The sequence below is a fragment of the Bradyrhizobium sp. CCBAU 21365 genome (assembly GCF_015291305.1).
In the GTDB taxonomy this organism is placed as follows: Bacteria; Pseudomonadota; Alphaproteobacteria; order Rhizobiales; family Xanthobacteraceae; genus Bradyrhizobium; species Bradyrhizobium elkanii.
The window spans coordinates 8344224-8368234 of sequence record NZ_CP030036.1 but is presented as its reverse complement, the minus strand read 5'-3'; the positions used below and the strand labels follow the sequence as shown (position 1 = coordinate 8368234).

The 24011-nt window shown below is 60.3% G+C and carries 15 protein-coding genes and 7 pseudogenes; 14 read left to right on the top strand and 8 right to left on the bottom strand.

Features of this window, described 5'->3' with window-relative positions:
• Positions 1-503 precede the first annotated feature (503 nt).
• Complete coding sequence (locus tag XI02_RS45770) at positions 504-764, top strand: hypothetical protein (RefSeq protein WP_245163916.1); 261 nt, start codon at positions 504-506, stop codon at positions 762-764.
• A 173-nt stretch (positions 765-937) separates the two neighbouring features.
• Here XI02_RS45770 and XI02_RS39555 read toward each other — a convergent pair.
• Positions 938-1186 (bottom strand): annotated as a pseudogene (locus XI02_RS39555) (ATP-binding protein); the annotation flags it as partial.
• Positions 1187-1496: 310 nt separating this feature from the next.
• Between XI02_RS39555 and XI02_RS39550 the strand changes: the two are divergent.
• Genes XI02_RS39550 through XI02_RS39540 form a run of 3 tightly spaced genes read left to right on the top strand, consistent with a single transcriptional unit; the run spans position 1497 to position 4554 of the window.
• The gene (locus XI02_RS39550) at positions 1497-2558 is read left to right on the top strand and encodes a tyrosine-type recombinase/integrase (protein ID WP_197971351.1); all 1062 of its coding nucleotides are present in this window, start codon (positions 1497-1499) and stop codon (positions 2556-2558) included.
• Positions 2555-3532 carry a tyrosine-type recombinase/integrase gene (locus XI02_RS39545; protein ID WP_028342882.1) on the top strand — a complete coding sequence of 326 codons (978 nt, stop codon included), beginning with the start codon at positions 2555-2557 and terminating at the stop codon, positions 3530-3532. Before XI02_RS39550 ends, XI02_RS39545 begins: the two co-directional genes overlap by 4 nt.
• A complete protein-coding gene (locus tag XI02_RS39540) occupies positions 3529-4554 on the top strand; it encodes a tyrosine-type recombinase/integrase (protein WP_028342881.1) in 1026 nt (341 codons plus the stop codon). Before XI02_RS39545 ends, XI02_RS39540 begins: the two co-directional genes overlap by 4 nt.
• Before the next feature lie 95 nt (positions 4555-4649).
• Here the strand turns inward: XI02_RS39540 and XI02_RS39535 are convergent.
• A pseudogene (locus XI02_RS39535) lies at positions 4650-5149 on the bottom strand (ATP-binding protein); the annotation flags it as partial.
• 11 nt (positions 5150-5160) lie between these two features.
• A pseudogene (locus XI02_RS39530) lies at positions 5161-5943 on the bottom strand (IS21 family transposase); the annotation flags it as partial.
• 104 nt (positions 5944-6047) lie between these two features.
• On the opposite strand from XI02_RS39530, the gene XI02_RS39525 reads away from it, so the two are divergent.
• The 3 genes from XI02_RS39525 (at position 6048) to XI02_RS39515 (ending at position 9390) form a co-directional block, all read left to right on the top strand.
• Positions 6048-6257: a DUF5372 family protein gene (locus XI02_RS39525; RefSeq protein WP_240537328.1), complete on the top strand. Its 210-nt coding sequence runs from the start codon at positions 6048-6050 to the stop codon at positions 6255-6257.
• Between the two features lie 111 nt (positions 6258-6368).
• A complete protein-coding gene (locus XI02_RS39520) occupies positions 6369-6944 on the top strand; it encodes a helix-turn-helix domain-containing protein (RefSeq protein ID WP_240537329.1) in 576 nt (191 codons plus the stop codon).
• 373 nt (positions 6945-7317) lie between these two features.
• Complete coding sequence (locus XI02_RS39515) at positions 7318-9390, top strand: recombinase family protein (RefSeq protein WP_197971352.1); 2073 nt, start codon at positions 7318-7320, stop codon at positions 9388-9390.
• Between the two features lie 24 nt (positions 9391-9414).
• Here XI02_RS39515 and istA read toward each other — a convergent pair.
• Positions 9415-10167 (bottom strand): annotated as a pseudogene (istA, locus tag XI02_RS39510) (IS21 family transposase); the annotation flags it as partial.
• 105 nt (positions 10168-10272) lie between these two features.
• On the opposite strand from istA, the gene XI02_RS45765 reads away from it, so the two are divergent.
• Positions 10273-10653: a hypothetical protein gene (locus XI02_RS45765; protein WP_244980953.1), complete on the top strand. Its 381-nt coding sequence runs from the start codon at positions 10273-10275 to the stop codon at positions 10651-10653.
• 278 nt (positions 10654-10931) lie between these two features.
• On the opposite strand, the pseudogene XI02_RS39500 reads toward XI02_RS45765, so the two are convergent.
• Positions 10932-11365: pseudogene (locus XI02_RS39500) on the bottom strand (integrase core domain-containing protein); the annotation flags it as partial.
• A 1718-nt stretch (positions 11366-13083) separates the two neighbouring features.
• On the opposite strand from XI02_RS39500, the gene XI02_RS39495 reads away from it, so the two are divergent.
• Genes XI02_RS39495 through XI02_RS39485 form a run of 3 tightly spaced genes read left to right on the top strand, consistent with a single transcriptional unit; the run spans position 13084 to position 16979 of the window.
• A complete protein-coding gene (locus XI02_RS39495) occupies positions 13084-14583 on the top strand; it encodes a radical SAM/SPASM domain-containing protein (RefSeq protein WP_244980954.1) in 1500 nt (499 codons plus the stop codon).
• Positions 14584-14594: 11 nt separating this feature from the next.
• Positions 14595-15920, top strand: a complete 1326-nt coding sequence (locus tag XI02_RS39490; protein ID WP_028342873.1) for a radical SAM/SPASM domain-containing protein — start codon at positions 14595-14597, stop codon at positions 15918-15920.
• 6 nt (positions 15921-15926) lie between these two features.
• Positions 15927-16979, top strand: a complete 1053-nt coding sequence (locus tag XI02_RS39485; RefSeq protein ID WP_129964744.1) for a DUF5700 domain-containing putative Zn-dependent protease — start codon at positions 15927-15929, stop codon at positions 16977-16979.
• A gap of 21 nt (positions 16980-17000) precedes the next feature.
• Here the strand turns inward: XI02_RS39485 and XI02_RS39480 are convergent, their stop codons facing one another.
• The gene (locus XI02_RS39480; protein ID WP_244620937.1) at positions 17001-17654 is read right to left on the bottom strand and encodes a PAS domain S-box protein; all 654 of its coding nucleotides are present in this window, start codon (positions 17652-17654) and stop codon (positions 17001-17003) included.
• A gap of 2397 nt (positions 17655-20051) precedes the next feature.
• Positions 20052-20324: pseudogene (locus XI02_RS45755) on the bottom strand (transposase); the annotation flags it as partial.
• Between the two features lie 114 nt (positions 20325-20438).
• Between XI02_RS45755 and XI02_RS39475 the strand changes: the two are divergent.
• From XI02_RS39475 to XI02_RS39465, 3 genes are all read left to right on the top strand, one after another.
• A complete protein-coding gene (locus tag XI02_RS39475; protein ID WP_016843092.1) occupies positions 20439-20618 on the top strand; it encodes a hypothetical protein in 180 nt (59 codons plus the stop codon).
• A gap of 322 nt (positions 20619-20940) precedes the next feature.
• Positions 20941-22287, top strand: a complete 1347-nt coding sequence (locus XI02_RS39470) for a hypothetical protein (RefSeq protein ID WP_244980955.1) — start codon at positions 20941-20943, stop codon at positions 22285-22287.
• Positions 22288-23070: 783 nt separating this feature from the next.
• Complete coding sequence (locus XI02_RS39465) at positions 23071-23577, top strand: GNAT family N-acetyltransferase (protein ID WP_028342869.1); 507 nt, start codon at positions 23071-23073, stop codon at positions 23575-23577.
• A 64-nt stretch (positions 23578-23641) separates the two neighbouring features.
• Here XI02_RS39465 and XI02_RS45750 read toward each other — a convergent pair.
• Positions 23642-23791 (bottom strand): annotated as a pseudogene (locus XI02_RS45750) (IS110 family transposase); the annotation flags it as partial.
• Positions 23792-24011: the final 220 nt, after the last annotated feature.

The window sequence follows — 24011 nt, the reverse complement described above, 5'->3', positions numbered from 1 at the left end:
CTTCTCTTGAGACCATTGTGTGAGCGCCTCTATTGCGTTCTTCAAAGCCTCTTCGCGGTAATGGCACGATCTCCACGATGTGCGACGGTCGGATACCAAAAAAGCGCACGGGAGGCCGACTGCAGACAACCACCCGCGCGAAGTTTTTACGGCAAGCTCGGCTGTCTGAGGGGACGTGAAGAATAGACGGCCAAGCCAAACATCCCTCAGAAACCCGTGTGCCAGACAGGCATAGACTTCAAAAGCACCAAAGCGATGAGTGTTTTTTCGCACCGCGCGAGCCATTCGCACTTCACTCCCGCCGCACGCTGCCGTGTTTGATGCTTTCGTGTTTCGAGTCCGACGTTTTGGAGAGCGAGCTTCGGTCGTAAAGCACATGTTTTCCTTCCTTTTCCACTGTAAACCACATGTTCTTCCACCAAGGTCTCTCACGCGCGCTTCTTGCTCAGTCGAGGCATCAGACCGCTGCGGCCATCAGCGGACTCCGCGCAATGCGCCCGCCAATGAGAACGAACGCCATCGTCACGGTGATCGAGAGGATGTCGATGTCAGACCCGAATTGGTTCTCGTGGTATTCGTTTCCATTCTTTGTGCCACTAAGCGGGGGTGTGAATCAGGAAATTGAAACGAACGTCGTCAAAGTTTCGGAGATCGAAAAGAAGAGTTTAGAGAAATATATGCGGATTCCGACGAAGTCGCCCGGGCGTACCGATATGAAGTCGCCCGCCGATTCCGAGACGATGTCGCCCACCTCTCCGATTTGATCTCGCCCGGTGGCGAGGCGTTCTGGCCGGTTGGTTCTCTGGCATCGGTCAAGCCGGATGGTCAATCTGGAATCGCAACCTGAACCTGTTTTCTTTGTCTGCGTTTGCTGTGGGCATGTGGGCAACGCGTTTGCGTTGTCCAAGCGTAGCGGCATGTCCACAGCGCCACGGGCTCAGGTCTTTCGGGCGGATGACGGTGTTCGGCGCAGGCTCTCGCCGGTGAGGTCGAGCCGGTGGGCGTTGTGGACGAGGCGATCGAGCACGGCGTCAGCGTAGGTGGGGTCTCCAATTAGCACGTGCCATGCATCCACGGGGAGCTGGCTGGTGACGAGGGTGGAACGTCGGCCGTAGCGATCCTCCAGGATCTCCAGGAGATCGTGGCGGGCGCCTGCATCGAGCGGGGCGAGGCCCCAGTCGTCGAGTCACGTTGAGCTCAACGTGACTCGACTTATGTGGAGCGCACAGTGATGTGGAGCCGTATCGATCTCCCCGCTATTAACAGCCGCTTCGACCGTTCCTACTCAACATAACTGACGACGGTAGCGTGGTTCTCCCAACCATCCAACGGGGGCAACCATGCTCGAACACTTATTTCGGAAGGTTCACGCGTGCTACACGGGATCGCCCAATGGCGCTTTGTTGGAAGATTTCGCCGCTTGGCTCATCTCGGCTGGATACGCCCGACCCACAGCCTGCCGCCACGTACGAGGGCTAAAGGAAGCCCTCGATCGGATGGGCGCGGCGCGGCTTGATTGCGATACCGGCGTTTCAGAGAGGTTTTTCTCGCAAGCATTTTCTTCTACGTCATTGCAAGGCACTCGATGCGCCGTTGTACGCTTTCTCACCGTGAGAAGACTGCTCGTCAGGGAACCGGCGCCAGACCCGTTCTCATCGCTTCTTGATCGCTACAAACGGCATCTATCGGAGGTGCGTGGCCTTTCCAGCGCGACGCTGGAACAGCACATCGCAACGGCGAAGAGCTTGCTCGCGCACGCTTTGCCAGCTGACGCCCCGCTGCAGGCGTTATCAGCCGCCGCAGTGGAGCGGTTCGTAATCACCGCAGCCCGGCGGATCAAACGACAGACACTACAGCACGTTGTCGCTCGCCTTCGTGCTTTTCTTCGGTTTTGCTTCGACCAGGGCGAGGTCCAAGAGCGGCTCGACGTAATTGACGCGCCGCGCGCCTACCGAGGTGAACTGCCGCCTCGAGCCCTGGCATGGCCGCTCGTCCAGCGGCTGCTGCGTTCCATCGATCGATCAAGCCGGCTTGGCTGGCGAGACTATGCGATCCTCCATTTGATGGCGCACTACGGCCTGCGTCCCTCAGAGATCATCACGTTGACGCTTGGCTCCATCGATTGGGAGAACAAGACGCTCCACGTCAAGCAGTGCAAAACCAGATCGGATCTGATCCTTCCCGTAGCCGACCAAACGCTGCGGATTCTCAGACACTATCTGCGCCGCGGCCGGCCTGGCGGGAAGCACCCTGAACTGTTCCTCCGCGCCAGCACCCCGGTCGGTCCCCTCACGCACTACGCCATCGGCGATCTCTACCAGAAGCGCGCGGGTCAGAGCGGGCTGCCGCTCCAAGGTACGTCCTCCTACTGCCTGCGCCATTCATTTGCGATGCGTCTGCTCGATCGCGGGGTCGGCGTAAAGGTGATCGGTGATCTGCTGGGTCACCATACCCTGGAGAGCACCTGCGTCTATCTCCGGCTGGAGACCGGAGCCTTGCGAGAGGTCGCGCTTGCTCTGCCGACGGCGACCATTGGCCTCGAGGAGGACGCCAGATGAGCGCGACATTACAATGCAGCGCGTTCGACCAGTTGGCCGACCGATATTTGCGGAGGCAACGTTCACTCGGCCGCGCCTACGTCAATGAGGAGCGCATAATCGACGGTCTGCGTCGGTTTCTTGAGAAGACCAGCCGTCCCGACCTCGATCAAGCACTCTTCGATGCATGGTGCGCGGCGCAAGGTCATCTCTCTGCAAACACGCGACGTAATCGCCAGCGCATCGTGCGCAACTTTTGCCTCTATCGACGGCGTACCGAGCCAACCTGCTTCGTTCCGGATATCAACCGTCTCCCACATCGCAGGCCGTATGCACCGCCGGTCATCTTTGGGGCGGCCGAGGTCGCCAGGATGTTGGCCGCGGCCGATCGTTTGGCCCCGACGTCGACCTCGCCGCTTCGGCCAGCCGTGATGCGACTTGCCGTGGTCCTGCTCTACACGGCAGGGCTCCGTCGGGGCGAACTCCTGCACCTCACATTGGCCGACGTCGATTCCCGCCACGGCATTTTGCAGATTCGGGCATCGAAGTTCCACAAGTCGCGGATCGTCCCGTTGTCGCCAGACGCCGCTCGGGAGCTGAGGTCGTACCTCAGGAAGCGGCTTCGGCCACCGCTGAGCCGTTCAGCGGGTTCACCCTTGCTGTGCAACAGCAAGGGGCGGGTGCGCGGCTACACGGGTACCGGCCTGCGCCAAGGAATCCAAGCGCTATTCCGAGCAGCCAACGTTTGCGGCACCGACGGACGAGCCCCGCGGGTGCACGATTTTCGTCACAGCTTCGCGGTCGGGTCGCTGTTGCGATGGTACCAGCAAGGTGCGGATGTCCAATCCAATCTGCCAAAGCTTGCGATGTACATGGGGCACGTCTCAATTGTTTCGACTGCCTATTACCTGCGCTGGATTCCGCAACTCGCTGCTGCAGCCAGCGATCGGCTCGAGACGCACTTCGGCCATCTCATCACCGGAGGTGCCGCATGAGATCCCAAAGACCTAACGAACTCGGCAAGGGCATCGAGCGGTTCTTCCGCGAGTATCTGCCGACGCTCCGGGGTACCAGCCGACACACCATACGCAACTACCGGGATGCCATCGTGCTGTTCTTGCGTTTTACTTCGTCGCAAACAGCCAAGGCTATCGAGGATCTCGACCTCGTCGATTTCACCGCCAGGCAGGTCCAGGACTTCCTGGCCTTTCTGGAAGCCGAGCGTCACAATGGCGTCGCCACCCGCAATGCGCGGCTGGCGGCACTGCATACATTTGCTCGCTTTCTTGCAACCGAACAGCCCGCCCATCTAGCCGAGCTGCAGCGCGTGCTAGGCGTACCGTTCAAACGCGGCGCGCGTAGCAAGCCGATCGAATACCTTGAGCCGCAGGAAGTCGAAGCGTTGCTCAAATCGATCGATCGCTCCACGGAACGGGGTAAGCGCGACTATGCCCTGTTCGCACTGATGCTCAATACGGGTGCCCGTGTTCAGGAGATACTCGATCTGCGCCTGTGCGACATCCGCACTGATCCTCCTCATCAAGTCCGGCTGCGCGGCAAAGGCGGCAAAATGCGATTGTGTCCAATTTGGCCGCAAACCGCACGGCTTCTGCAGGACCTCTCGAACAGTGCTGCTCAGTCAGAAGGCGGCGACTCTCCGCTGTTCGTGAACCGCCAGGGCAACAAGTTGACCCGCTTTGGCGTTCGTTACCTGCTCAAGAAGCACATCACGGCCGGAGCCAGTGCAACCCGCACGCTGCAGGAGAAGCGGATCCATCCCCATTCCTTGCGGCATACGACCGCCATCTTTCTCCTGAAGGCGGGAGTCGACTTCGCGACCATCAGCCAATGGCTCGGGCATTCGTCGCTGAACACTACCATGACCTATGCAAGGGCGGACATCGATCTAAAACGCCAGGCGCTAATGCAGGTGTTCCCTGAGATCCTCGCACCGCCTCGTGCCGGGCACGTCTCCTCTGCGGCGATCAACATCGTTGATTGGCTGAAGAGGCTATGACCTACAGGTAAATTATGTGGAGTTGGCGGCTGTCAAAAACCGGACCGGCGCCGATTGTCGACCCTCAACTCCACATCACTGTGCGCTCCACATAAGTCAAGGATCAACAGATCGACGCGGCCAAGAGCGCGCAACAGGCGCGGATGGCGGCCGTCGCCGCGTGCGAGCGCCAGCTCGTCGAACAGACGCGGGACGCGTTGGTAGAGCACGGAGCGATTGTCGCGACAGGCCTTGTGGCCGAGCGCCGAGGCGAGCCAGCTCTTGCCGACGCCGGCCGGGCCGCAGATCAGGAGATTGACGCGGTCGTCGATCCAGCGACCCTCAACGAGGCTGGCGAACAGCGGACGGTCGAGCCCGCGCGGGGTGCGGTAGTCGACGTCCTCGACGCACGCCTGTGGCGCAGCTTGGCGTAACGCAGACGAGTGGCGAGCCGCTTGTCGTGACGCAGCGAGGCTTCACGTTCGAGCAGCAGCGCAAGCCATTCGGCGTGACCGAGGCTTGCGGCCTCGCCGGTGGCTTCGATGTCGGCGAAGGCCTTGGCCATGCCGTGCAGGCCGAGGGCGTTGAGGCGGTCGAAGGTCGGATGAGTGAGCAAGGGAGGGTCTCCTAATTGTAGTAGCGCGGTCCACGGATGTTGGCATGCAGGATCGGCGCATCGTCCGCGGAGCGCTGGTGAGCAGGACGCCGATCGAGATTGTTGGCGAGGATCGACTTGACCGAGCCATAGGTGCGCGCGCCGATGTCGATCGCCCGCGCAGCCGCAGCGTCGAGGCGCTCGCGCCCGTAGGAGGCGGCAAGCCTGAGAATGCCGAGACAGGCGCGGAAGCCTTGCTCGGGGTGCGAGCGCTCGTCGAGAATGAGGTCGCACAACGCGCGGGTCGCCGGCCCGATCGCGGTGGCATCCTGGCGGATGCGTGCGATGGTCCAGCCGGCGTAGCGCCGATGGCTGGAAGCCATGTGCTCCGGCACGGTGGTGTGCTTGTGATTGCCGCTCATGCGCTGATGCGCGGCGATCCGCTCGCCCTTGTGGAAGATCTCCACGGTGCGGGCAGTGAACCGCACCTCGACCTCGGCGCGGGCGAAGCGATGGGGAACGCTATAGTAATGCTTCTCCACCTCGACGTGGTAATCGAGACTGACACGGCGGATACGCCACTCGGCGAGCACGTAGGGGGATGCCGGCAACGGCTTGAGTGCCGGCCGGTCGACCTCTTCGAGCAGCCGGCGGCGCGTTATGCCGAGCCGCCGGATCGTCCGCTCTTCGTTGAGCCTCGTGAGCAGTTCGCCGATCGCCGTGTTGACCTCGGCGAGGTTGTAGAAGGTGCGATGACGCAGGCGCCCAAGCAACCAGCGCTCGACAACGAGGACGGCCTGTTCGACCTTGGCCTTGGAGTCTAGCGCGCATTGCATATGGTGATGAGCATGGCGCGCAAGTTTTTACGGTCACGCATCCATTCCATCCGCTACGAGGACAGACGTTCGATCTGCTTGCCGTGCGCAACAACTGGGGCGGAGACCGCGTGTTGTACGCAGGCCCCGAAGGGAGGCTGCGCACACTTCCGGTCGAATGGACTGACGTTATCGAGCCCGACCTCGTAGTCACGGTTGGTGCTGGTCGCGCCTTCTTCCGAACCGATCAACTGCGTGAGCTGCGCAAGCTCATCGATGAGTGGCGGCAGCAAGGGGAGGCGCCGTCATGTTAGGCAAATTATATGCATGCTGTCTTGGAAAATATGTTCGCGCGTCGGTGGCGACGTGTGGGTCGATAAACGGATTTCAGCGATTTATCGCCGATGTAAGAGGATATTATCTGATTGCGCGATCTTCTCCTCTTGATCGTCGCCCATATGCTGTATCTAATTATCAAGACACATGGGCGATTCGCGCTTCAAGGAGGCCGGATGGCAGCAGATTCACGTCAACGGGTGCGGCGCCGGCAGGCCTTGCAGGCACACGGCGCCACCCACCCCCGCCCTCAGGCCGTGAGCGATCCGCTCTTCCGCGGCAGTGCGTTCTTCGATCCGAACGATCTGGTCCAGGTCAAGTACGAGATGCTCCGCAGCGTCGCGAAGGAGGGGCGCGCCGTGGTGGATGCGGCAGAGGCCTTTGGACTGTCCCGGCCGGTCTATTACGTGACCTGGGAGCTGTTCAATCGCGAAGGTCTGCCGGGCCTGTTACCGCGCAAGCGCGGGCCGAAGCGCCCGCACAAGCTTACCGAGGAGGCCCTTGCCGTGCTGGCGCAGGCGGTGCGCGAGGCGGAACACATGCCAGGCGGTGCAGAGTTGGCCGAGCTCTTGGCCGAACGTTGCGGCATTCATGCCCACCCGCGCAGCATCCTGCGACGTCTGCTCCCCTATCTGAAGCGGCAGGAAAAAAAACGCCCACGATAGCCGAAGTGGCTGCGCTCGATCCTGCGCAGTACGTAGCCCATTACGAGCTGCTTCGTTCACAGGTCGTCGCTGCGGAGGCCAGTCCCGGCGGGACGAGCGCAGCAGGCCAGCCCCGCGGCGTGGGTCTTGCCTTGCTGCTGTACGAAGGGATGCCCGGCTGGCTCAAGGCGCTGGAGGGCGTTATCCGGGCGTCGGGCGTGCGACACACCACACCCCCCGCGGAGGTGCCTGCGGCCGAACCTCCCGGCGCGTACGACTCTGCGCCGGCGTGGCTCGGCAGTGTGCCTCACCGCGATCTGACCGCGCTTTTGACCAATCTGGTTCTCTCGACGCGTTGTGTCGAACACCCCATACCGAGGGAGGGATATCGATCATGCCGATGAACAGTGAGGCCTCACAGAAGATCACTGCCACGCATTTGTCGCGCATGGCATACTTGTATGTGCGACAGTCGACGTTGCGCCAGGTCTTCGAGAACACCGAGAGTACGCAGCGCCAGTATGCGCTGCGCGATCGTGCCGTCGCGCTCGGTTGGCCGCTTGATCGGATCGTGGTCATCGATTGCGATCTCGGGCAATCCGGTGCCAGCGCGACCGACCGCGAGGGCTTCCAGCGTCTGGTCAGTGAGGTTGGCCTGGGCCGTGTCGGGATCGTACTTGGACTTGAGGTATCGCGCCTTGCGCGCAACAACACCGACTGGCATCGATTGCTCGAGCTGTGTGCACTCGCTGACACACTGATTCTGGACGAAGACGGGTTGTATGATCCGGCGCACTTCAATGACCGCCTCCTCCTGGGTTTAAAGGGAACCATGAGTGAAGCCGAACTTCATGTGCTCAAGGCGCGACTTCGCGGCGGGATTCTCAGTCGCGCCCGCCGCGGCGAGCTCAAGCAGATGGTCCCGGTCGGCTTTGTGCATGATGCACACGAGCGTGTTATCCTTGATCCGGACATCCAGGTGCAGGCCGCCGTGCGGCTGTTCTTCGACACGTTCAGGCGCACGGGCTCGTGTTTGGCAGTGGTCAAGGACTTCCATGCGAAGAAACTGCTGTTCCCGCGTCGTTTGAGAAGTGGCGCGCACAAGGGCGAACTCGTGTGGGCTGAGCTCCTGCACTGTCGCGCACGGCAGATCATCCATAATCCGCGCTATGCCGGCGCCTTCGTGTTCGGTCGGACCAAACATCGTCGTCTGCCGAGCGGCAAGTACACCTCGCGGCAGGTTCCAAGCGAAGAGTGGATCCTGCTCCGCGACGTCCATCCTGGCTATATCAGCTGGGAGGACTACCGATCGAACCTGGACCGTGTGAAGGGTAATGGGTTGGCCTGGAGTACCGAGCGGCATCGGGGCCCGCCGCGCGAGGGAACGGCCTTGCTGCAGGGTCTTGTGATCTGCGGGAGCTGCGGCGAGCGCATGTCGGTGCGTTATCACCATCACCACAACCAACAAGTGCCGACCTACTGGTGTGGCCGCCGCCCAATGTTCCGAGGCGAGATCGGCCTGTGTCAGACCGTGCATGGCAGCGCGCTCGATGCTGCGATCGGCGACATCCTGATCGAGGCGATGACGCCACTGGCGATCGAAGTCGCTCTCGGCGTGCAGCAGGAGCTTGCCAACCGTCAGGACGAAGCAGATCGATTGCGCCGTCAGCACGTGGAGCGAGCGAAGTATGATGCAGAACTTGCGCAGCGTCGCTTCCTCAAGGTCGATCCCGACAACCGTCTGGTGGCTGACGCCCTGGAAGCCGACTGGAACACGAAGCTGCGCGCGCTCGCCGCGGCACAGGACGCTTACGACAAAGCCTCGACGGTCGATGTAGGCGTCGTGACCGATGCCGAGCGTACGGAGCTGATGGCCCTCGCCACCGACTTCCCCCGCCTCTGGCGCAATCCGCGCACTCAGATGAAAGACAAAAAGCGCATGCTGCGCCTGCTGATCGAGGACATAACGCTCAGCAAGGGCGATACGCTCCATGTCGATATCCGCTTCGTCGGCGGCGCGACGCGCTCCTTGGATCTACCGCTGCCGAAGTCGTGTGTCGAGTTGCGCACGACAGATGCCGCCGTGATCGAGGAGATCGACCGCCTCATCGATACCTACACGGACAAGGAGATCGCCGGCCTGCTCAACGAGCGTGGCGTGCGGACCGTCGTGAGCACCCCTTGGACAGCTACGCGCATTGGGCGGCTTCGCCACACCTACCACCTTACCGATCGACGTGAGCGTCTGCTCGCGCAGGGACTGCTGACCCCGCAGGACGTCGCGGCTCGCTACAACGTTGTGGTCTCGACCGTCCACATGTGGCGCCGACGCGGCCTGCTACGCGCACATCCAATCAACGATCGCGGCGACTTCCTCTACGAGATTCCGCCCGAGGGCCTGCCGGGAAAGTTCATCCACAAACGCGATTACCAGGTCGATCCCGCAACTTCATCCTCACGTAACTGACGAGGTGCAGTATGAGTCTGAGCCCTTGTCGCGCGGCTTGCGCGGCCGCGCCGGCAAGATGGCGGTGCCGTAATGCGCTGCCATCTCCGCATAGGTGCGGTTGATCTGCGGGTCGTAGAGACACGCCTTGATGACCGCGACCTTGGTGTTGTCCGGCACCAGCAGCGCCGGGATGCCGCCGATCGCCGCGAAGGCGCCAACATGGGCGCTGATCCAGTCGGCGAGCCCCTGCGTCCACGTCGCCTGAGCGTAGGTGAAGCTCGATGCGCCGAGCACGGCGACGAAGATCTGCGCCTTCCTGCGCTCCCCGGTCAGACGGTCGACCACCACTGGCACGCCATCGCCGGCGTAATCGACGAACAGCTTGTCGCCGGCCGCGTGCGCCTGGCGCATCGTCACCGACAGACGCCCCTCCCAGGCGCGGTAGAGCTCACAGAAGCGCGAGTACCGGTATCCGCCGGGCTCGGCGGCGATATACTCCTCCCACAGGATCGACAGCGTCACGTGCTTGCGTTTGAGCTCGCGGTGCACGGCCGCCCAGTCGGGCTCCGTGACGCGGCGGTGACCCTGACGGTTGCCATTGCCGGTCTTCGCGAACAGGCGGAGTTCCAGAACCGTGTCGGTGACGTCGTCCGGCAACGGCCAGCTCAGACCCGCGGCCTCGAACCGCCGGATCGCCAGCCGCACCGTCGAGGGCGCCGCGCCCACCCGTCGCGCAATCTCGCGGCTCGGCAGCCCGGCCGCCTTCATCCTGATCACATCGCGCACACGGCGCATCGCAAGCCTCTCCGTCGGCATCCAGGGTCCCCCTTCGCAAAGCCGAAAGGGTTGACCCTATGGGAGCCAGAAGAGGCCTCGTCACCCGGGCGACATCATCCCGGAATGGTGGGCGACATCATCTCGGAACGGGTGGGCGACTTCAAATCGGAATGGTGGGCGAGATCATCTCGGAATCCTGGGCGACATCGACCGGAATCAGCAAAATATAGCCCAGGCCAACAGCTCAAGGCCCTTTTCGCTGCCTTTAAACAATTGAAGGGAAAGACTGACGCGAGCGCCGGACACGCAATGAATTGTCTCGAAGAGATGATAAAAGGCGCGGAAGAGGTCAAGCAACGTCACAGCATTGACTTACGTCACGACGCCGAGCGTGCGTTGCAACGCCTGAAGGCCGCCGACCTCGCGCAATATCAAGCGTTCATTAACGACCACGAGATGGCGCCACGAGATGGCACACGGAGATCTAGTCACACCGGCGGTTGAATAGCTCGGGGTCGTCTCCGTGGCCTCGAACTGCAATCCATATCACCCGCCACCCCCTTCCGGCCTAGAGGTGGTCCCAAAGACAGCGCCAGCTTGAATATACCTCTTCGAGCACATTCCAAATGAAAAGGAGATCGTGATGACAGGCGAAACCGGGCTCCACGATCAGATGCGCGTTGCCGCAGACGCGCTTCAGGACTTCACCTGTCCGTCGTCAGATGATTTAGGACTGATCAGGCGTTCTGAGAAGAGAGGCTCTAGCTCATCCGGGTTAGAGTTTAAGCAGCCTGCAGTTGATGCTGCAAGCGGCGGTTTTCGATGGTGTCGCGCTTGATGCATTTTCGTTCTGCGAGGATCGCCTCGGCCCTGCCGAAGCAGACATCGGCTGGTGTGAGGTTGTCGATGCTCTCATGATAACGGACGTGATTGTAGTATTCGACGAAGGCCCGTACCCGGCGTTCGAGATCATCGGGCAGACAGTAATTGTCGAGCGGTATGCGGTTCTTCAGCGTCTGATGCCAGCGCTCGATCTTTCCCTGGGTCTGGGGATGGGTACGGAGCGCCGCGCACATGCAGCATGCCATTCTGATCGAGCCACGTGGCCAGATCGTCCGCCACCGTAACTCGAACCATTGTCGCTGAGAAGCCTTGGCCGGTGCGCGACGGCCATGTGGTCAAGACCGGATACAGCGAGTGCTTGGTCGAGGGTGGCACGCGCTGGCATGCCTCGCGATGGATCGCGTGCCATGCTGGGCGCTCGGATCGCCGAGCAGGCCAGCTGTGCCATCCATCTAGTGCATCACACGCGCAAGGCCCCAGCAGGCACCGAGGTGACGAGCGGGGAGCCAAGGCGCTCACCGACGCGGCGCGCGTGGTGCGCGCTGAACCAGATGACCGAGGAGGACGGCGCGAAGGCTGGCGTCGAGAACCATCGGCTGTTCTTTTTCAGCAGCCCGGGGCCAGGCTGCCCCGTCGCCGAGGTTGGACGCGGTTCCCGAAGACCTCCCGGCGGCTGTTGGATGTTCAAGCCGATGCGTCGCCGGGCTTGGCTGATGATCCCAACGAGACGGGTCAGTGCCGAATATATCCGTATATCTTCCTCTGGACTGGCAGCACGGTGCGCAGTGGGCGCCGGATGACAAGGAGGGAATGTGCTTGCACCGCGTGCTGCCAAGCGCGTCTCAACCGGAGACAAACCTCACTCTTAAGGGCGTGACTTACACGGGCATCATTGAGCCGCCAGGTTATGAGGATCAGGTTTTTCTGCGCCCTACCGGAAAAAGGGAATAGCTATCTTCGGAGGTGGTGCGCGTTCAATGACCGCTATCAGTCGCGAACGGCGTGCGGCATTGGTTGTGGTCGTTTCGCTCAACGAAACCACCCGGCAACGCGTCGACCGACTTCTCGCCGAGTGGCAAACGAAGCGCAGGCGGGCGTGGGCGGCTCGCTAGATGGCGAGTTCGCCTATGACGCCTCCGTAATCCTGCGAGTCTAACCCCTCCTATTCGTGAGAGTGCGGCTCTTTGACCCGATTGATGCGGCCGCACATCTCCTCTGACGCGGCGCAGGATTGCCTTCGGCTTTCGAACTGCCGAACTGCCGGGGGCGAGCTGCTGGCCGGCAAACATCCGCAGCTCGCGAGCGTCCACGTGGTCGTCGGAAATCTCGGCCGCCGCCTGCTTGGATGCGTATCGTAAGAGAAGCTGTTCGCAGACCGATATAGAGAGCGACCTAGGATCGCCCTGAGAAATAAGGGTGATCGGTTCGCGGCGAATAACTTCGTTCTGAATGTCTGGGTGCCAGAGCGATAGCCAAGCTGCTTCGCCGCGCAATGACGGAACCACGGTCTCCACGCCATAACGTTTCTGCGAAAAGAAGCTGAAATATCTCCGTGCGCGGGCAATTGTTGCGGATCAAAAACACAGCATTGAATGGCGTTGCTTTTGCTTCACATGTGGCACTCCATCCCCTCTGTTACATTCATCACTCCCGAATGACGCTTGTTCAGTTTACCCGTTTAGGGCCCCGATGATAGCGTCGCCAAGTGGAAACTTTGGCAATGGAGATCTCACAATGGCAACGAGAATTGACAGGGGCAGAGCGTCCGAGGCGGAACGCGAAAAACTGATTGAAGAAATGCAAGAGCTGATCAGGGCGAAAAATCTCGACGTGGAACTAGTGGTCGGTCGGCCGGTCGCTCCGACCTTGAAGGGCTGCTCGCAGTGCACGGTCTGCCCGTGCATTATCTGCTGGTAGTGCGAGTGGCTGGGGCTGTCGGCTTGCGCACCGTCAACTTCGACATCGCGAAGGAAGGGACAGACTGTAGCAAGCCGACGGTCTCCACGCTTCGGGCATGAATCGAATCGTTGGCTGTAGGTCAAAGCGTCCGCTTTCCAGCTAACCACTGATTCCAAGCCGCCGGTGATCGACATGCATATGCTCAATACATCAGGTTCACAATATCCCGCCGTCAGATGCGAATTCATTCTCAAGGTCGACGGTGCCCGGCCGATCGTTTATTCGCTCGATTACATCAACACTCAAATCTATTACTTGGCGCCAATCGAAGGCTTTGCGCTGTCCTTGCTCGACGGACAACGATCGATCTCCGAGCTTAGCGTCCTATTTAAGAGCCTGCTCCCGAGAACCGATAAGCCGTTGCTTGACGTGTTGCGCTCCGCCGACACGCTTGTCCGTATGTCGCCCTCGCAGACCGGGCTCGGCAAGGATGGATTGTTCGACATTTCTGATGAGCCGATTGCCGATGCGCAGTCTTTCGATCCGCGCGAGTTCATCATCGATCCAGCTCATTTTGCAGCTCGTAAGAACGATCCGAAGACGTCGCTGCGGCTCGATACGCCGATCAATGTCTATACCGTCTTCACACATCGCTGTCTGACCGACTGCGTTTACTGCTACGCGGATCGCTGCAAGATGACGGAAATGCCGATTTCGCGCTGGCGCCAGATCATTCGCGAGATGCGCAGCCTGGGCATCTGGCTGGCGTCACCGGACAATGGCGACACTTTCGCCCGCCGCGACGGCATCGATCTTCTCGAATGCCTGCTCGAGAACGAGATGCACTTTCTGCTGTCGACCAAGGCCTATGTCAGTAAAGACTACATCAAGCGCCTGATCGACGCCGGCTTCACGAAGAAGGTGCGCGGCGTAATCCAGCGTCAGGTGCAGTTAAGCATCGATGCCGTCGACGACGACGTGTCGCGACGCGTGCTGTGCATCAAGAGATCGAACGTCGCCCGCAATCAAGAGACGATCGAGAACTTCCTTTCCTTCGGCATCATGCCTAAGATTAAGGCGGTGATCACCGGCCTCAACCACGACCAGCCGGAGAAGATTGTCCACCGGTTCTACGAGCGCGGGGCGCGGGTCTTCCACTTCGTCCGCTATGGGCGGTCGTTTCACCGGCACACGGACCATCTCTTTGTCGATGAGGTTGCGATTGCTTCACTGCGCGATCAGTTTGATCGCATCCGTAGCCGTTACGATGACGCCGATATCGTCGAGAATCTCACGCAGGCGCCGCCGGACCAGAGCGAACTCGACGCGAATGCGGCGCGCGCCATTTGGGACGGTCGCATCGGTTGCGGCGGCGGGTGGTCGGCGCTGGGTATCTCGCCGAGTGGGAAGGCCTTCTTGTGCGAACAGATGAAAATGGCGGACCCGTTCTTCGTCGGCGATGCCAGCTATCAGTCGATCGAAGAGATCTGGCACGGCGCGCACCTGAAGCGCTTCATCTATCCTGAGCAAATGCAGTTCGCTGGCACGGCATGTGAATCATGTCCAGAATTCGAAACCTGCATGTGGGAAAAGGGCCGCTGTTACCGCGACGCCTATTTCTCGTACGGAACTGTGTTCCATCCACCGCCGCTCTGCCCGAGTAACTATCGCTCCGGACTGCGTTTGAGCTGAAGGAGGCCGGAATGACCGCCGCCGTCCAGCTTAAGCCGTCCGCCTTCAACGTAAAGTTGCGGCACGAGGGCAGGCACCTTGCTTTCAACAGTATCGTTGCCCACTCGCTGGAGATGAGCGAGGCGCAGGCGCGTGTTTTCAACGATGCGCTCGATGAAGTGGCTCAATCCGGGTCGTGCAAGGACGAGGCGCTACTGCGTTGCCTTTATGCGCTCGGCTTCGTGGTACCGGCCGACCATGACGAACTGGCGGTGCAACGGGCGGTTTTCCAGGCAACGAAGGCAAGCACCGAGACCTTGCGGTTCACAATTGCGCCGACCATGGCCTGCAATTTGCACTGCAGCTACTGCTTCCAACAGGACTTTGCACCCTGCAAGACCATGCGGCTGGACATCGAGCGCGGCATTATCGAGTTCGCGCGGCGCAAGTTGGAGGGCTGCAAGACGCTGGTGGTGCAGTGGTTCGGGGGCGAGCCGTTGCTGCGTTACAAACGTATTGTCGCGATGACTGAGGCGTTCCAGCGCGTCTGTGCTGAGCGCGGCGTCAACTATTACGCGGAAATATTGACGAACGGCGTTCTGCTCACGCCTGAGATCATCGCAAACTTGCCCAAGCTGGCGGTCAAGGCGATCCAGATTCCGCTGGACGGTGACGTCGATACCTACGCACGGCGGAAGGGTGTCAGCCGTGAACGAGCCCAGGCGTACCACGACGTCTTGGTCAACCACATGCACGCGCTGGTGGATGCGACGGGCAGCGTGACGATCAGGATTAACGTCGATCGTGAGAACCCCGCCGCCGGCTACGACGTGGTCAGGATGTTCAAACGGAAGGGGTGTGTCGACCCGCGTATCGATTTCCGGCTCGGCTTTCTCAACAACCGCGATGGTATTGTCGACTGTATTCCGCACGATTGCTTATCGGATGTCGAATTCTCCGATACGGAGGCGGAGTTCCGTCGCTTCCTGGTCGAGCAGGGCTACCGCGTCTATGGCGAGCCCGGGCCGCGCAAATTTCCATGCTCGGCACCGTTACGAAACAACTTCACCATAGATCCCACTGGACGCATCGGCAAATGCGTGCCGGTAATTGGTACCGACGAATCCGTGTTCAGCTGCATTTATCCCGACGACATCGCGCGCACCATGCGGGAGACGAGCATATCGAATGCGCCCTATTCGGATTTCGACCCCTATGGGAGTGTCTGCCGCAATTGTGAATTGTTGCCGGTGTGCCTTGGCTCATGCCCGCGCTCGCATGCCCCGGAACATTCTGTGATTTGTCCACTCAAACAAGGATTGGCAAAGACTCTTGCCTTCTATCGCCTGCATGGCTGACGCGCTATGTGCAACGAGGCTCAGCGGACACATGTTCACGACGCCGAACGAGACTGCAATATTCCCCGCGACGACCGGGTGTCTTTGCAATTTGATAACGCGCAGGTCGCAGCGGTGCTGAACATCTTGGATAAGATTGCGCAAGCAACGCCCGTCGATAACGATGATTGGCAAGACTTGTATGCGGCCGAACCCTATATCCGGTTGAAAGAACGTGAGGTCTCGATCAATCGGCCGTTCACCGACACCGATTTCAAGAGCTTTCTCTTGTCTTCGGATACACAGCGGCAACGGGTGGCATTGAAGCATACGCTGGCGGCCTGGTGTCGGCTGCCGCTGTCCGCGATCGGCGTAAGCACATTAGACTATTTGCCGGCTCACGCGCGCATTCGCGCAAGACTATTCCCCGTCATCAAGCCAGCGCCGAACAGTTTCGTGCATGGGGCGAGCGACGACGCGATGGTTTTCCTGTATCTCGATCCCACCCTGCGCATGCCGCAGGTTGAAGCCTTGATCGTGCACGAGCTGCATCACATCGGACTCTACCCGTTCGAATGCGAAAGCAACCAGCGGCAGGATCTGCGGCCGCCGGTCCGTCGCGCCGTCGGGTTCATGCGCGACTTCCGCGAGGGTTACGCTATGTTGGCGGCGGCCGGCGGATCTGACGTGCATCCGCGTCATCTCGACGGCGCGGCCGAACGCGCATTGTGGGACCGCGCCATGAACGATTTCGGTCATGAGCTGAAGGCAATCGAGAGCTTCCTGCTCGATGTGGTCAACGAACGGCTCGCTCCGGCGCAATCCGAACGCATAGCCATGGAATTCCTCGGCCGGCAAGGCCCATGGTACACGGTCGGCTGGCGCATGGCGGCGATGGTCGAACGAAGATTTGGCCGCGACCTGCTGATCGACTGCATGTCCGATCCGCGGCTCTTGCTGCTCTGCTACAATTCAGCTGCGGTAATCGCCGGACGTGACGAAAGCGCCGAAGAATGGCCGATCTGGTCGATGGAGTTGATGCGCGCGCTGGTGCCGTCACGTCGCGAAACGAGGCCTTGACCGTAGGTTCGCCCAACGCGATCAAATAACGCCGCGCCGCTTGGCCTCGATCACCGCTTCCAGACGATTGCAGGTGCCGAGCTTCTGGTTGACACGGTGAAGATGGTTGCGCAGCGTGCCTAGCGTAATCTGTCGCTCGCGCGCGACCGTCCGCGGGTGCTTGCCGTCGCTAATGTCGCGCAGGATCCGGTGTTCCTGGTCGGTGAGCGGAACGATCGGCGGCCGCCGTTGCTCGGCCTGAGGTAGTTGCACAATCTGCCGTACCAGATCGATGAGCTGCTGGTTTAAGTTCTCCGCGTCCTTCTGCCGCGTGATGTCGCGCGCGAAATGCACCACGAGCAGCTCGTTGTTGACCTCGTCCTGATACGCGAGAATTGAGACATTGATCCAAATGGGTGTTCCGGCCGCTGTCTTCGCCCTGACGTCATAGTTGGGTACGGTCGTGCCCGCTAGGCATTGGCCAATCACACCACATTGCTTGCAGCAGGTGTCCGCGTGGGTGCCGGTGTGAAATGAAATCAGGTCGACGCATGGCATGTTCATCGCTTGGGCGGCGCTGTAGCCGAACAACTGTTCAGCGCTGCGATTCCAGGCGCGGATCATACCCTCGCGGTTGACGGCGAACCCTGCATCGGCAGTGCGGCTCAGAAGCAATGCAACACGATTAGAACTCATCGCTCTTTACCCGAGGCCAGCATTCCATTTTCGAAAAGACACCAGGACAACAATAGTGCGAAGTAACTCGCTCTGCAATCAAGGAACGTAGATGCAAAGATGACAAGAAGTTGGGAAATGCCGGTCGGCGCGCACCTATTGTGGCTTCTGAACCGCCACATGGGCTTGACTTCGGCCCGATGGCATCGGGGCGGCATTGCCTTTTGGCCTCCCGATGAGTTTGGGCGTTGACTATCGTGATGTCTCTTCATGGCCCATCTTCGGCCTGGGCTACGCGCCAGGGTACGGCGCATAGGTTGCTGCGCTCTATGCCATTCCGCTTGATCCCGTCAGCAAGACGCAATGTATCGGCATTATCGCACTAAGTGGCGCGTATCTAGCCTCAGATGTTGCGCAGGCCGCCGTGCAGGGCGGGCCGCCCCTGGGCTAGCCGCGGGCGGCGCACCCACAGCGTACGGAGATCGAATGAAGGCGAATGTGGTCTAATGTCAGCTCGGGAGGATCATCTCCTCTCGATCGCAGAGACCCCTTCAGACGTCCCGTTCCATTTGGTTCAGCGAGCGGGCGGCAAGCGTCCGAAGCGCGATCCACATGCCGGCGACCCAGAAAATGCATTGGACACGCGACGATCGGTCACCCGCGGCACGCGGCGGGCCTATGCTAACCGAAGCTCGCCCTCATCGATGAAGACGAGGCGCTCAGAATCAAAGGTACATAGCTTTCGCGATCTAATATCGCTCCAGCCGCCTCGAAGTTATGTTCGTCGAACTGCTCTTTCCAAGTCTCAACGCGCGTTGCTGAAAAACGCCCTACCAGAATCACGAGTTGATCAGTCTCCTACATGCAACTATCATTATCGCCCTGTTTCAGGTTACGGCGGCGATAGCCGAGTCAAGCGGAGGTTCTCCTCATCGCGCAGCCTGCAAAACAGATCGCGTCTCGCGTCGAGATGCGCGTGCGTTCCGATCTCAGGGGCTCTCTTCGCATCGCAAAAGGCCAGGTCGAGCCTTGGGGCCGTTTTGCGCCGGCGCCCGGGGGCCTCGCCGTGTTCTGGATACGAGTATAAGTGTCAATCGGCACTGGAATGGGACCCCCCGTATTGCCTCATCTGCGGATGTTACCCTGATGGCGTCATTGCCTATGATGATCCAATGTCGATTGACGGGCAGCGCCACGTGGCTCTCCGAGCTTGCTCGACGAGAGGGGCTGTGGGCGGATCGGGCCCTACATAGCCCGAGCCGTCCACAACCCCGGGCAATGGGGCAGCGGTCGTGGCTGCGCCAAACGCCTCCTGAGCGACCAGTGTTCGGCAGCCCTGAGTCTAAGCGCCCTCAGCAGACGCTGGACGATCGAATGTCTCGTCCCGAACTCCTCAGGGTATTTCTCGCTCAGTCGGCCGACAATGGCGAGTGACGTCAGCTGCGACTGCGCAGCGAGCCACCCCCGATCGTAGCAATATGCGGGTTCAGCTTGGACGGCATGCGAACTCTAGTTTTATAGGGCCGACGGGATCGCCGGTGTGTGGCACGAGGCTTGCCGCCCTTCGCCGTCTTGCCGAGCGTCTTGGCAAGATTGGCTGCGGTCGCTGGCGCGTTGCAGGCCGCGCGCCTGAGCCAGCCACTGACGTGCCGCCATGGGCCACCTTGCTGCCGCTTTGCCATATCCGCCGCCACGATCGCGGGCGATGACCGATATCATTGGATGAGCAGCCAGCCAGGCTTGTGCGCTCGGGCTCACGGTCCGGCAGCAAGGTGACTACCCGGCGCATTTCCAGGTTGCAGATAATGCTGGCGTATCGGTGATTGCGCCGCCAAGCCCAGTCATCGATCCCGATGACCTTGAGAGAATCGGCCGACAAACGGCTGCGGCGTCGGACAACGCGCAGAAGCGGATCCTTGCTCACTGGTAGCATCAGCCGTTTTGCGAAACCCGCTGCCGGTCGACCGCCAAGCCCCAGACCAAGGTGATGGACGATAGAGTCCAGCCTTGCCGCGCGTCGCGCCGATGGAGCTATCCCGTCGGCGAAACGCTCAGTGAAGATCTGACGTCCGCACAGGACAGCGTCGCAGCGGAAGTGGCGGACGATCACCAGGAGCTCTACGACGCGCCCAGACAGCGGCAGATCGGTCACGCGGCGTCGATAGCGGCTATGGACACGTCGCGAAACCGTTCCACGACGGGCACAGGACGACGCCCCCGGAAGCCCGAACCACAACAATCGCCTTATCAGCCTGTAGTAAGCACTCTCTACAATAAACCCACGCGTGACCAAACTGGAGCGGTGGAGTGCCTGCTGCATGGCGCTGATTCTCCTCCAATCAAAGCGCCAGACATCCCCCGAACTGCATCAAAAGTGGGACAGAGCCCTTATTTTATGCCGAAGCACACCTTGGCTTTGAGCATGTCTTCCGACGCGCGCCGCTCGGCCGTTCCCGTGGCGTGCGTGACCCGACCGGCCACGGCCAGGCCATTCCGGTTCTCCATGGTGACATGCCCCATGTAGCAGAGCTTCGCCTCCCGCCCGGCAGCCTTCCGATAAAGCCGGCTGTCGGGAGCGGTTCTTCGTAGACGTCGTCGGGTCCCACACCGGATCGTTCGGCGCCAGCCCTACAAACCACCGATACAGCAGTTGTAATCCAGCTGCTCCATCAGTTGTCGTTCCGAGCGAATACAATCGTATGATCGCCATCGCCTCACGCGATCGACGTAGGCGCGGAAGGAATTGAGCACGAGGCTCTTGCGTCAGGCTATACGATTCGTTGTCGCTTTCGCGGCCACCGAGATATGAATGCAACGCTCCGGCTGCCCGAGCCGCTCGATCGATTGCCTGAGATTGTCGGTTTGTCGAGCCAGCGAACGCTTTCCTTCTTCTCGGTCGGAATGCGGGGCGGGTTTGATCTTCCTCTGGACTGCGCCGTGCCTTTGAATTTTTTCCGTGCTCAGAGCTTCACCGCGGCCGACTAACAGTGGTAGACTCCGACACCGCCCAGGTCGAGGCTGGAATGCATCAGCATTCCGCAAGTCGTGTGATGTATTGGCCGCAGGCTGTAGCCATAGATCCATAGATGCCGAAGCGAGCGAGTCCGACGGTTGGCACGGCCGGCGAACCGACAGTTCACCTTGGCGCAGTCAACGAAGCGGACCGGGGTGCTCACCTCTCGGATGTCTTCGCTACTTTGACGCCCGACATGAGTGACCGGCCTTGGCGCGCGCCAGCGTAGCGGCGATAGGGTGAATCGACTAGTATTTCGATCCTGTCGTCACGCAGCCGTACCAGGCGATTTCCATGATGAAAAGTCCGCGTAAAAAGATTCGGTCGTTATTGGTTGTTGTACTTTCGGTTGCGGGCGCGGCAAGTGGAATATGGGGCTGCAGGCGATGGCATGGGACACACGAACCGCCGGAGGCGCGGCTTGCGTTGGATGCGTACTACCCAGAGATGCCGCCCGATGCAAACCATCGATACCTCAATCTTCCGATGGATTATACAGATGAAAGCAGCGGACGCTTTCGCGCGTTCTACGTGCTCAGCACTAACTTCAATCCCAAAGATCCTGTGGTTTTTTTTCTGACGGACGGGCAAATGGAATTGGTAGGCCCGGAGATGGATTTTTCTTTCTTTGATGAGCAGCTTCCTGGCGTGTCATATGTGCTGATCGGCCATCGCGGCCATTGTCCCACGCTTTTTCCTGAGGTCTATCCAGATGGCAAGCTGGATCTGCGCCGCGCAATGAACCTTTATGGCTCCTGGCAGCGCATCGAGGATATCGAACGCGTAAGGAAGGACATGGTTTCCGCGAAACTGCTTCCGTCAGACGGACGCATTATGATTTTCGGAGCCTCAGGCGCAGGCCTACTTGCGCAGCAGTACCTGCAGCGATATGGAGAACACGTGACCCGGACATTGCTGGCCACCACGGGAGCGCCGGACTTGGCCCGTCAGCACGGATGGACCTACGCCCGCAACTTAGCTGAGATCGACTCGCAAGCCGCAGCCTCCTTGTCGGAGATTGCAAAGCTTGAGAATGGCAGGCGAGCAAACTTAGCTTATATGGTCTTTCAGCTCGCGCGACAAGGACAGTCAGGCTTAGCAACGCTTCGTAAGATTGTCCATGAAGAGCTAACCCACAACTTCTTGCCGTATACTTTGCACGACCTGCACATGAGCCTGCGGTGGGCACTCACCCGCACCCTGCTAAGCCTGCCTGCCGCTGATGCCGTGAAAGTGCGAATGTACGAGCTACTTGGAAGGGACCTACAGAGTATGTCCTCATATGGTTATGACCTCCCGCTCTACGTGTGGTCTGCGGAAGTCCTGAAAAACTTTCTGCAGGAGCCTGTGTCCTTACCGAATCTGCAGTTGGATCGGAGCCGTTATCAGGGGGAGGTTTTGGTTATCGCAGGAAAGGACGATGTCGTATTCTCTCCTGCAATAGGCAACGCTATCGCGTCAGCCTATTCTAGGAGCAGGCTCCTATTGGTTCGAGGTGGCCACCAATTGGAACTTGATCACGAGTACCAGCGTGCCGTTCGGAGAGCCTTCTTCCTGCATGGCCTACACGCGGGCGAAACAGTATTGCTCCTGGACACTCCTCCCTCCGGTCCCGCGAGGCGGGACGGAGAACCACAATAGGGAATCGATATGTGCGCCCATTCCAGCGGAACGGAGGTCTTCAGGCATGTGGCGCAGTGACGACTAACACTTCTGATTTTTTGCCCTACTGAACGCACCGCTGTAATTTCTCAGAGTTCCGCGCCGCAGCCGTAGCAATAACTCGCGCTGCCTGTCAGCAGAGATGGCTAAGACGGTTGACGCAGATCAAAGAAGCCCAACCCTAGATCAACTATCATGTGAGCGGTCACGTTCCAGCGGAGACGCCGATCTGCTTCTGCAGTACCAGTCGGACAAGTTGATCCAGGAGATGCGGACCCTGATCACCATCCTGATGTTTGTGCATCCAGATGGTCCGGCCAGATCGAGGATTCTGGTCAGAAAGTACAAGGAGGAGTGCGGTGGCGACGAGGCTATCGATTGAGCCAAATCAGTTTGTCGCAGTGCGCCGGGACTTCATCTTCACACGAGATGGTGATCGGCCAATTCCACGCTGCCGTACTTGTAGACCGACACGGCGCGTGATCCGAACGGCTCCCATCGTCGCGTACATGCTCGGCCGGGATCGGCAGCGCGTGCTCTCTTATGCCGAGCGCGACAGATGGCGCGCGACGTGGATCGATTGACCCGCGCGAGGCCTGCCAGGGCCATCGATTGCAAAGTTACTTTGGGAAAGCCGAGGCGGCGCGGGATCGCGGGACCGCCCATCTTGCGCATATAAGGCGCTTGCCGTTTCGGCCTTTGACTGCGCTGTGAACGGCTCAGAAATAAACTGGAGTGAATAAGACGGAGCAACGGACCGATATGAGCAAGCCGCATTGGCGTCCCGCGCGCGCGTCTGACCTTGCTGCGATCAGCGCGATCGCCGCGCGCATCCATCCCGCTCTGTTCGAGCGCTCCGAGGTGTTCGCAGAAAAGATGCGGCTTTGTCCAGATGGCTCCCGCGTGCTCGCCGCGGACGTAGCGATCGTCGGCTACGGGCTCGCCCATCCCTGGAAGCAGCATCGGATCCCGCCGCTCGACGGCTTGCTCGAACGATTGCCTGACGATGCAGATTGCCTTTACGTGCATGACGTGGCCGTGCTGCCCGACGCCCGCGGTGGTACGGCACGCGCTTATGTCGCGGCGATCGAGAAACTCGCGCGCCTGTCAGGCATTGCGGCTCTCGCGCTGGTCTCGGTTTACGCCACGCGACCGCTATGGGAACGTTTCGGCTTTCGGCCCGTCACGACGAATGCGGAATTGAGCGCAAAGCTCGCGTCCTACGACAAGGGCGCGACCTACATGCTCCGCGATCTCGGTGCGACGTAATGTCCCTCACGCTCGCGGCTCATGCGGCGTTAAGCCACGCGCTCGAACCGGTCTCGGACAGCCTCCGTCGAACAACCGCGTGTACCGTTCCGGTCGCACCTTCGACCTCACCGAAGAAACGAACCTCTCCCTCCCGGTCTGCGTCCGCAATCGCGACCGCGTTCCTCAGCTTGGCCACATCGATTCCGACAAATACTTCCCTATAATCTGCCACGCTCGTCCTCCTGTGATGAGGATCGGCTTGGTCCGTCCGAGCAACCCTCGGACGCGCAGTGTAGGGCGAGCCACCTCCTCGACAGAGGCGGACATAAGGTCTTACCCTTGATCGACGCTGCAGCTATGTATTCAGCGTTGACGCAGTGTTGTCGGTGGATTTGGAGCCGTCGTACACGAGCGCCGACGCCCCTTTATCCGAGTGCACGCAACGAGTATCG